We start from the raw sequence: 9,631 nt of genomic DNA, 5'->3' as shown, positions 1-9,631 counted from the left end.
GGCGCGCCGCCGCCCACGCACGCCGGACGCCGCCCGGACCGCCGTCGGCGGGCGCCGGCGCCCGCTCCGCGGCACACCGTTTCCCCGCGCCGCCGGACGGCGCGGGGAAACGCGTGCCGGGCACCCGTCACCGTGCCCGCCGCCGTGCGCGTCACCGTGCCGCCAGCAGCTCCCCCTGCCGCTCCAGCACGTGGCGCGCCACCGCCCTGCCCAGGGCGATCCCCGCCTCGTCGGCGGTCCGGGTGTGGATGCCGGACCAGACCCGGGCGTCCACGTTCTCCTCCGACAGCTGCCGCCAGGCCGTGTACGTGCGGGTCACGCCCGGCGCGGTGGGGCTGGTCAGCTCGAACGGGGCGGTCCGCGCCCCGCCCAGCGCGGTCAGCACCCCTTCCGCCGAACCGGAGTAGGTGCCGTGCCCGCTCGGGTAGTCCGGGTGCGGGGGCGTGGTGTGCAGCGGCGTCCACGTCGCGTCGGGTTCGATCGCGCCGGTGCGGATCGCCGTCACGGGGCGCCAGCGGGTGTGGGCGTACTTGCTGTCCGACGTGGCGATCTGGGTGTCCACCGACGCCACGTGGAAGAGGGCCACCAGCCGCGTCTGCCCCGCCAGGCCCTGGGAGGAGCGGGTGAGCGCCACCCGCAGCGGCTCGGTGTAGAGGGTGAACGAGGAGCCGTACCAGAACTGCGCGACCGCGGTCTGCTCCGCGTCGCGCACCGTGCTGTCCGCCGCGCCGTACGCGCGCACCTCGGCCAGGTCGGCGGCGTACCGCGCGGAGTCCGGGGCGGGCGGGGGCGGCAGCCGGAACTGGCTCTGCGAGCGCAGCGCGAACGGCTCGGCCACCCGGTTGCCGTACTGGGTGGCCGGGGCGTGCGCGGGCGGCGTCGGCTGCCACACGCCGGGTCCCGCGGCCGGCACCGGGTACGGCGCGTTGACGGAGGCGGGGTCCAGCCCGTCCCCGGTCCGTTCGGCCAGCAGCAGCGACGCCTGTCGCTCGCCGGCCGCCACGCCGCGGTCCTCGGCCCGGCCGTCGGGTATCCCGGCGAGCGTCCGCGCGTACGCCGCGTCGACCTGCTCGGCCTGGCCGGGCACCAGCTCGGTCAGCGCCCGGTGCACGGCCGAGGCGAGCGCGGCCCGCCGGTACTGCCCGTGGTCCAGGCCGCCCGGCACGTCGCGGGTGGCGCGGGCGGCGGCCAGCCAGCCGATCGCCCAGGTCCGGCTGTTGGTGACCTGGGTGGGCGCCGGCGCGGCGGCCACGGTGCGGGCGGTGACGTCGAACCACTCGACGGCGGTGGTGTCGGCGGCGCGGGCGCCGTCCGCCGCGGCCTGCGGGGCGGCGAGGCCGCCGGTCAGGACGGCCGCGGCGAGGGCCGCCAGGACGGTCCGGGATCTGCGGGTGCTCGTGCTCATGACGGGACGTGCTCCTTCTGCCGTGCGGGGGCGGTGGTGGGGGCGGGGACGGGAACGGCGGCCGGGGTGGTGGCGTAGACGCTCTCCGGGCGGGCCAGGCCGTAGTGGTCGCGCAGGGTGCGGCCCTGGTAGGCCTCGCGGAACAGGCCGCGCCGCCGCAGCAGCGGCACGACCTCCTCGGCGAACACGTCGAAGCCGCCGGGGAGCCAGGGCGGCATCACGTTGAAGCCGTCGGCCGCCCCCTGCTCGAACCACCGCTGGAGGATGTCGGCGATCTGTTCCGGCGTACCGGCGACGACGTGGTGGCCGCGCGCCCCGGCGAGGCGGTGCAGCAGCTGCCGGACGGTGGGCCGTTCCCGGTCGACGATGTCGAGCACCAGCTGGAAGCGGCTGCCGAGGCCCCGCTCGCCGCCGGTCTCGATCAGGTGGCGCGGCACCGGCCGGTCGAGCTCCTCCTCGCCCAGCTCCAGGCCGAGCAGCCTGCGCAGCAGGTCGAGCGAGTAGCCGGGCTGGGTCAGTTCGTCGAACTCCTCCTGCAGCGCCCGCGCCTCGGCCTCGGTGGAGCCGATGAACGGGCTGATGCCGGGCAGCACCAGCAGCCCGTCCGGGTCCCGGCCCAGGGCGGCGGCCCGGGACCTGACGTCGGCGTAGAACTCCTGGGCGCTCTCCAGGGTCTGGTGGGCGGTGAAGACGGCCTCCGCGTACCGGGCGGCGAACGCCCGGCCGTCCTCGGAGGATCCGGCCTGCACGTACACCGGGCGCCCCTGCGGGGTGCGGGGGGTGTTGAGCGGTCCGCGCACCCTCAGGTGGCGGCCGTGGTGGTTGACGGGGTGCACCCGGCCGGTGTCGGCGAACACGCCGGTCCCGGGGTCGGCGACCAGCGCCCCGTCCTCCCAGCTGTCCCACAGCTTGCCGACGACGTCCACGAACTCCCGTGCGCGGTCGTAGCGTTCGGCGTGCACCGGGTGTTCGTCCAGGCCGAAGTTGGCGGCCGCGTCGGGTGCTCCGGTGGTGACGATGTTCCAGCCGGCCCGCCCCCGGCTGAGGTGGTCCAGCGAGGCGAACAGCCGGGCCAGGTTGTAGGGCTCGCTGTAGGTGGTGGAGGCGGTGGCGATCAGCCCGATCCGCTCGGTGGCCGCCGCGATCGCCGAGAGCCAGGTGAGCGGCTCCAGCCGGAACCGGCTGGCGTAGCGCACGTTGTCCGGCAGCGACGGGCCGTCCGCGAGGAACACCGCGTCGAACGCGGCCTGTTCCGCGCGGCGGGCCAGGTCCTGGTAGAAGGCGATGTCGAGGACCCGGCCGGGGTCCGATCCGTGGTACCGCCAGGCGGCCTCGTGGTGGCCGCCCGGGTAGACGAACAGGTTGAGGTGCAGCTGCCGCCGCTGGGCGCTCATGCGGGGATCTCCTCGGCCGCTCGGTCGTGCGCGGGGGTGCTCGCGGCGCCGGAGCCGTGACCGGACTCCCGGCCGGACTCGCGGCCGGGTCCGGCGCCGGTGTCATCGGCGCCGACGCCGGTGTCGGCGTCGGCGTCGGCGTCGGCGTCCGCCTCGATGCCGGGTTCGTCGAGGTCCACGCCCAGGTGGGCGAGGAGGCGGTCGCGCAGCCGCGCGTGGCCCGGGCCGCCGGCGCGGCGCGGGGCGGGCAGCCGGACCGGCAGGTCGGCGGCGATCCGGCCCCGGTCCAGCACCACCACCCGGTCGGCGAGCGCGATCGCCTCGTCGACGTCGTGCGTGACCAGCAGGACGGCCGGCCGGTGCCGGGCGCACAGGGTGCGCAGCAGGGCGTGCATCCGGATCCGGGTCAGCGCGTCCAGCGCCCCGAACGGCTCGTCCGCCAGCAGCAGCCGGGGTTCGCGCACCAGGGAGCGGGCCAGCGAGACCCGCTGCTGCTCGCCGCCGGACAGTTCCACGGGCCAGGCCCGCTCCCGCCCGGCGAGGCCGACCTCGGCGAGGGCCGCCCGGCCGCGCTCCTCGGCGTCCGGGGCGCGCAGTCCGAGGACGACGTTGTCCAGCAGCCGCTTCCAGGGCAGCAGGCGGGCGTCCTGGAAGACCACCGAGACGTCCTCGGGGGCGGTCAGCCCGCCCTCGCCGTCCACGTCGTGGTCGAGCCGGGCCAGGGCCCGCAGCAGGGTGCTCTTGCCGGAGCCGCTGCGGCCCAGCAGGGCGACGAACTCTCCGTCCCGCACGGTCAGTTCGAGTCCGTCCAGGACGCGGCGCCCGGCGAACGAGCGGACCAGTCCGTCGATCCGGACTGCGGCCGGGCTCAGCCGGCCAGGGTGCGACGCCATGACAGCGCCCTCCTCTCGACGAGCCGCACCAGGCCGTCGGAGACCAGCCCGAGGAGGCCGTACACGACCAGGCCGACGAGGATCACGTCGGTCTGTCCGTACGTCCGGGCGAGTTCCATCATGTAGCCGATGCCGCTGGTGGCGTTGACCTGTTCCACGACGGCCAGCGCGAGCCACGCCGACGTCACCGCGAAGCGCATGCCGAGCAGGAAGCCCGGCAGGGCGCCGGGGAGCACGACCTGGCGGACGAAGGCGGCGCGGCCGAGCCGCACCGTCTCGGCGAGTTCGACGTAGCGGTTGTCGATGGCGCGCAGGCCGTTGTGGGTGTGGATGTAGACCGGCACGAAGACGCCGAGGGCGATGGTGACCACCTTCATGGTCTCGCCGATGCCGAACCAGAGGATCAGCAGCGGGATCAGCGCCAGGGAGGGGATGGCCCGCTTGATCTGCACCGGGCCGTCCACCAGCGCCTCGCCGACCCGGCTCAGGCCCGACACCAGGGCGAACAGCAGCCCGCCCGCGACCCCGGACAGCAGCCCGAGCACCGCCCGCCGTGCGGAGGTCAGCAGGTGGTCCTGGAGGCGGCCCTCGGCGATCAGGTCGCCGGCCGTCGCGGCCACCGTCCACGGCGCGGGCAGCGCCCGGGGGTCGATCAGCCCCGCGGCGGCGCCCGCCGCCCACAGCGCGAACAGCAGCGCCGGGCCCAGCACCCAGCCGTAGGGCACCGGACGGCCCGGCCCCAGCCGCCGGCCCGCCGCCCGCCGCGGCCGGGCCTTCGCTGCGTTCCCGCCTCCTGCCCGGGACGCGGACGGGACCGTCCGCCGCACGGGTGCGTCGACGCTCATGACGCGCCCCCGTCCCCGGCGGCGACCGCCTGGGCCCCGACCTTCTCGAAGCGCCGGTCGAAGAGGATCCTCACGTCGAACCGTTCGCGGTCCTGCTCCTCGGCGAGCAGGTCGACGGTCTTCTGCTGGCGTTCGATCGCGCCGGACCAGTCGGCCGGGATCACGGGGGTGCCCGCCCGCTCCACCAGGTACTCGCCGTCCTCCCGGCTGAGGCCCTGGTCCTTGACGTACCAGCCCTCGACCCACTCCTCGGGGTGCCGGTCGATCCAGATCTGCGCCCGCGCCCAGAACTTCACCAGCTCCCGGACGGCGGCGGCCTTCTCCGGGTCGGTCACCGACTCGGTGAGCGCCCACAGGTGCGAGGGGTCGTCGCGCAGACCGTGCTTGAGGGTGGTGGCCCCCTGTCCGCCGTAGTTCTTCAGGTAGCGCTTGATGTTCACGTCCGCGATGGGCGCGGCGTCCACCTGGCGGTTGCCGAGCGCGGTCGGGTAGACGTCGCCGGTGCTGGCCAGCTCCACCAGCTCGACGTCCTCCTGGGTGAGGCCGGCCTTGTCGAGGATGCGCAGGACCAGCGCGCCCTGCGCCTGTCCCGGGCTGTAGGCGATCTTCTTGCCGCGCAGGTCCTCCAGGGACCGGATGCCGGCCCCGGGGGCTGTCCCCAGCTCGTAGATCGGGTTGGCGTAGGGGTCCTCGCGGAACGCGGCGGCCACCAGTTTGGTGTCCAGCCCGGTCCAGTGCGCGTTGATGGACGGGATCTCCGCGGCGGAGCAGACGTCGAGCGCGCCCGCCCGGAACGCCTCCGAGCACTGCGGGCCGCCGCTGATGTTGGCCCATTCGACCTTGAACGGCAGCTCGTCGATCTGGCCGGAGAGCTCCAGCGCCACCTTGAGCGAGGGGTACCCGACGGTCAGCTCGGTGTCCGGGGACACCTCGGCGGGGATCTTCCGGCTCGCCAGGTCCTCGCCGCCCGCGGTGGTCTGCGCGTCGAGGGCGCAGGAGGCGAGCAGGAACGGCAGCGCCAGGGCCGCCGCGAGCAGCGCGGGCGGGCGGCGGCGCCCGGACGGAGCACCGGGCACGGGGAGACCGGCCAGGTGGGGGCGGGGAGTGCGGGGACGGGGCGTGCGGGGACGGAAACGGATCTTCATCGAGGACAGCCTTTGGAAGAAGCGGCGGCAGCACACGGGCGCGCACGGCACACGCCATGACGGCGTCACATGGGCCTGGAGCACACGGCGGCACGACACATGAGCGCGTGGCATATGAGCACGGGGTCCGCGGAGCGGGGAGGAGCGGGGCGGGGAAGGCGGCGGGGCCCGGCCGGGAGAGGACACCGGCCCGGTCCGGCGTCCGGACCGACGGGGCCGCGCGACGAGCTCGGGCTCAGCGACAGACGGCGGTGGCGACGCGCATCAGGTCGACGGCGCGCCTCTTGGTGAACCGCAGGGAGTTCCGCATGCCGACGACCCTAGGGACGGCCCGGGGAACCGTTCAAGGCTTCCCGCCGTGCCGTAGCGCGACCGCCACGCCGCCTTCGTCTTCCGGCAACAAGCGGCGCGCGCGGGGGCGCGCGTCAGCCCGGCACCTCCGGGTTCACCTTTCCGACATCCCGTCAGAACCCGTTCGCGCCACGGAGGTTCGTACCATGCCCCGATGAACATGACTCCATTCGACGAAGCCGAGCGGCGCATCTGGGACGGCCGCGCCGCCGCGTACGCGCGCAGCTTCGCCGGCCTGTGCGCCCACACCGTCCCCGCCCTGCTCGACGCCGCGGGGGTCGGCCCCGGCGCCCGGGTGCTGGACGTCGGCACGGGGACGGGGGCGGTGGCCGCGGCGGCCTGCCGCGCCAGGGCGATCGTGAGCGCCGTCGACGCAGAGCCGGACATGACCCTGTGGACCGCCGAGGCCGTTCCGGAGGCCGACGTCCGGGTCGCCGCCCTGCCCGAACTGCCGTTCGTGGACGGCACCTTCGACGCCGTGCTGGCCAACTTCGTGCTGAACCACGTGGGCCGGCCGCGGGCCGCCGCGGCCGAGCTGCGCCGGGTCACCGGGGACTGCGGGCGGGTCGCCGTCAGCCTGTGGGGCGACGAGCGGGGCGCCGGCCAGAGCCTGGCCCGCCAGGCCGTCGCCGCGGCCGGTCTCGGCCTGCCGCCGGCGCTTCCGCCGATCGCCCCGGAGGAGGACTTCCCGCTCACGGAGGAGGGCGTCGCCGCGCTCCTGTCCGGCGCCGGGTTCACCGGCGTGGTCTGCGAGACGGTGCGCTTCGAGCACCGCGTCGACCCCGAGCGCTGGTGGGCGGGCACGGCCGGCGGCGTCGGCCCGGTCGGCGCCCTGGTGGCCGCCCAGCCGCAGGACGTGATCGACGCGGTCCGCAAGGAGTTCGACGCCCTGGTCCAGCCCCTCCTCGGCGACGACGGGCTGGCCGCCCTCCCCCACGTCGCCCTGCTGGCCTCCGGTTCGGCCTGACCCGGACGTCACCGTCCCCGCGCTCCCGCCGCCGGACCGGCCCGTGGCCCGGTGGCGGGAGCGCGGGGGTGGGGGCGTGCACCGGGTGCTGGGCGTGCACCGGGTGGTGGGCGTGCACCGGGTGGTGGGCGCATGCCCGCCGGGACGGCGGGTACGACCCCTCCCGTACGATACGGGCGTCGCGGAAGCGGCCGGAGTGCGAGGGGTGCCGGAAGTGATCCGAAAGCTGCAGGCCGTCGCGCTGGACTGCGCCGATCCGGTACGGCTGGCCGAGTTCTACGCGGCTCTGCTCGGCGGCCGGGTGGTCGCCGGCGCCGAGGACGCCGACTGGGTCGAGGTGCACGGGTTCGAGGGGACCCCGCTGGCCTGCCAGCGGGTGGACGGCTACCGGCCGCCCGAATGGCCCGGCCAGGAGCGCCCGCAGCAGCTCCACCTGGACTTCGACGTGGACGACCTCGACGGCGAGGAGGAACGGGCGCTCGCCCTCGGCGCGACCGTGCTGGAGCGGACGGACCGGATCCGCCCGGGCGCCAACTGGCGGGTCTACGCGGACCCGGCGGGCCACCCCTTCTGCCTCTGCCTGCACTGAGCCGCCACCGGGCCCCGTCCCGCTCGCCGCGCCCCGGCCGGACCGGGCCGGAATCCCGCCCGCCCCTGACAGCGGCCCACCGCTGACGACGCCCGCCGCCCACCGGAGCGGCGGGCGTCCGCGCGTCCCGGCCGCGCCCCCCGGCCGACGCCCCGACGCGCCCTTCCTGGGTGCGTCGGGTGCGTCGGGGCGCGTGAAAAGCGGTGGAGCGACGCCGCCGTGCGCCGCTACCGTGCTGCCGCACCGAGTCGCCGAGGCAAGGACGTTCCGTTGTACGCCGTGTGAGACCTCCTGAGCGCCGAATCGTCGCGCGTAGCACCGCACCTGTGCGCCGCGCCCCTTCTTGCTGCGGATTTCTCACTGGAACCGGTGTACTGCTGTGCTCGAGAACTGGGTGGTCACGCCCACCTGCCTTCCCTCCGTCCTCCGCCGTTGCCGCACTTGCGCGTCCGGGCGCTTCCGGGCGAACGGCAAGTTCCGCGTCAACGCGCACCACAAGCTCATCGACGCCTGGCTCCTCGTGCTCTGCGCCACGTGCGGGGAGACCGCGAAGCTCACGGTCCTGGAGCGGGCGCGCGTGCGCTCCGTGAGGCCCGGGCTGCTGGACCGGCTGCACGACAACGATCCCGTCCTGGCCGCCGAACTCCTGCGGGATCCGGTCCTGCGGCGCCGCAATCGCATCGCCCTCGACTGGGACGGCGCCTGGCGCCTCGACACCGGCGGAACGGAGCACCGGGGCCGCGGGGCGATCGACGTCTCGGTCCGCTTCGCGGCCCGGATACCCGTCCGGCCGGTCCGGCTGATCGCCGAGGGCTGCGGCCTGTCGCGGGCCGAGGTGGAACGGCTGGTCACCGAGGGGAACCTCGTCCCGTCGGTCCGGCTGAACGGCAGGCTCTCCGGCGACTTCGCCTTCACGCTCAAGCGCTGAAGCCCCGGGGGTCCGTCCGGCGCGACCGCCGGACCGGCCCCCGGGCCGCGCCGGCCCCGACGGCGACTCCGGCGTCCTCCCCGACGGGCTCTCCGGCCGGTCCGGCCGCACGGGCGGCGCGGGGCGCCCCCGGGCGACCGCCGGGCGGGTCGGGGCCCGTCCGCAACTGGCGCTAATCTGCACGACAGTTGATCACCCGTCGGCAACCCCTGGAGCCCGCCATGCCCGGTCCCACCCACGACGACGCAGCGCCGGTCATCGACACCAGCAGGCCGCATCCCGCCCGGATGTACGACTGGTTCCTCGGCGGCAAGGACAACTACCCGGTCGACGAGGAGCTGGGACGGCAGCTGACCGCCTTCGGGCCGCAGATCCCGGTCATGGCCAGGATGAACCGGGCCTTCATGCACCGCGCCGTGCGCCGGCTGACCGGTGAGGGCGTCCGGCAGTTCCTCGACGTGGGCACCGGCATACCCACCGAGCCCAACCTGCACCAGGTGGCGCAGGGGATCGCCCCGGAGACCCGGGTGGTGTACTGCGACAACGACCCGATCGTGCTGGCCCACGCCAAGGCACTGCTCCGCGGCACCAGGGAAGGCGCCCTCGCCTACGTGCAGGCCGACGCCCGCGACACCGAGGTGATCCTGGAGAAGGCCGCCGAGGTGCTGGACCTCGGCCGCCCGGTCGCCGTCTCCCTGATCGCCCTGCTGCACTTCCTCGCCGACGAGGACGGGGCCTACGAGCTGGTGGAGCGGCTGGTCGACGCGGTGGCCCCGGGGAGCTACCTGGTGATCTCGCACCTCACTCCGGACTTCCACCCCGAGGAGGCGTCCCGGAAGGTCATGGACCTCTACCGGGCCGGCGGCGTGACCATGGAGATGCGCCGCCGGGAACGGTTCGCGCGCTTCTTCGAGGGCCTGGACGTCCTCGAGCCGGGCATCGTGCTCGCCGAGGACTGGCACCCCGAGCTCGGCGAGCCCGTCCCCGGCCAGGAGGGCATCGTCAGCGGCAGCTACGTGGCGGTGGCCCGCAAGGGCTGACGCGCCGCGGGCCGTGCGCGGGGGCCGGCGGCGGACCGGACCCGCCGGGGACGGACCGGACCCGCCGGGGACGG

The 9,631-nt window shown here is 75.5% G+C and carries 10 protein-coding genes; 4 read left to right on the top strand and 6 right to left on the bottom strand.

The genetic code is table 11. From position 1 onward, the window contains the following. Nucleotides 1–151: 151 nt before the first annotated feature. The 6 genes from A2U95_RS15360 to A2U95_RS33770 form a co-directional block, all read right to left on the bottom strand. Nucleotides 152–1,405: a vanadium-dependent haloperoxidase gene (locus A2U95_RS15360; protein ID WP_166022891.1), complete on the bottom strand. Its 1,254-nt coding sequence runs from the start codon at nucleotides 1,403–1,405 to the stop codon at nucleotides 152–154. Further along, nucleotides 1,402–2,799 carry an LLM class flavin-dependent oxidoreductase gene (locus A2U95_RS15355; protein ID WP_166022889.1) on the bottom strand — a complete coding sequence of 466 codons (1,398 nt, stop codon included), beginning with the start codon at nucleotides 2,797–2,799 and terminating at the stop codon, nucleotides 1,402–1,404. Before A2U95_RS15355 ends, A2U95_RS15360 begins: the two co-directional genes overlap by 4 nt. Continuing rightward, on the bottom strand, nucleotides 2,796–3,692 hold the full coding sequence (locus tag A2U95_RS15350) for an ABC transporter ATP-binding protein (protein WP_166022887.1): 897 nt from the start codon (nucleotides 3,690–3,692) through the stop codon (nucleotides 2,796–2,798). Before A2U95_RS15350 ends, A2U95_RS15355 begins: the two co-directional genes overlap by 4 nt. Further along, nucleotides 3,668–4,537 (bottom strand): ABC transporter permease, encoded by an 870-nt coding sequence (locus A2U95_RS15345; protein WP_166022885.1) that lies wholly within the window; start codon nucleotides 4,535–4,537, stop codon nucleotides 3,668–3,670. The genes A2U95_RS15350 and A2U95_RS15345 overlap by 25 nt, the downstream gene beginning before the upstream one ends. Next, entirely contained in the window at nucleotides 4,534–5,682 is a 1,149-nt protein-coding gene (locus A2U95_RS15340; RefSeq protein WP_166022883.1) for an ABC transporter substrate-binding protein, read from the bottom strand. The genes A2U95_RS15345 and A2U95_RS15340 overlap by 4 nt, the downstream gene beginning before the upstream one ends. 235 nt (nucleotides 5,683–5,917) lie before the next feature. Then, nucleotides 5,918–5,992 carry a putative leader peptide gene (locus A2U95_RS33770; protein WP_359277048.1) on the bottom strand — a complete coding sequence of 25 codons (75 nt, stop codon included), beginning with the start codon at nucleotides 5,990–5,992 and terminating at the stop codon, nucleotides 5,918–5,920. 201 nt (nucleotides 5,993–6,193) lie between these two features. On the opposite strand from A2U95_RS33770, the gene A2U95_RS15335 reads away from it, so the two are divergent. The 4 genes from A2U95_RS15335 to A2U95_RS15320 all read left to right on the top strand — a co-directional run bounded on the left by A2U95_RS15335 (nucleotide 6,194) and on the right by A2U95_RS15320 (nucleotide 9,557). Then, nucleotides 6,194–7,000, top strand: coding sequence for a class I SAM-dependent methyltransferase (locus tag A2U95_RS15335; RefSeq protein WP_166025251.1), 807 nt, complete (start codon nucleotides 6,194–6,196; stop codon nucleotides 6,998–7,000). Nucleotides 7,001–7,214: 214 nt separating this feature from the next. Further along, nucleotides 7,215–7,589: a VOC family protein gene (locus A2U95_RS15330; RefSeq protein WP_166022881.1), complete on the top strand. Its 375-nt coding sequence runs from the start codon at nucleotides 7,215–7,217 to the stop codon at nucleotides 7,587–7,589. Between the two features lie 379 nt (nucleotides 7,590–7,968). After that, nucleotides 7,969–8,517, top strand: coding sequence for a DUF1062 domain-containing protein (locus A2U95_RS15325; RefSeq protein ID WP_166022879.1), 549 nt, complete (start codon nucleotides 7,969–7,971; stop codon nucleotides 8,515–8,517). Nucleotides 8,518–8,738: 221 nt separating this feature from the next. Next, entirely contained in the window at nucleotides 8,739–9,557 is an 819-nt protein-coding gene (locus tag A2U95_RS15320; protein ID WP_166022877.1) for an SAM-dependent methyltransferase, read from the top strand. Nucleotides 9,558–9,631 lie beyond the last annotated feature (74 nt).

It is taken from the genome of Streptomyces chilikensis (genome assembly GCF_001642695.1).
Classification (GTDB): domain Bacteria; phylum Actinomycetota; class Actinomycetes; order Streptomycetales; family Streptomycetaceae; genus Streptomyces; species Streptomyces chilikensis.
This window is presented reverse-complemented; position numbering and strand designations above follow the sequence as displayed.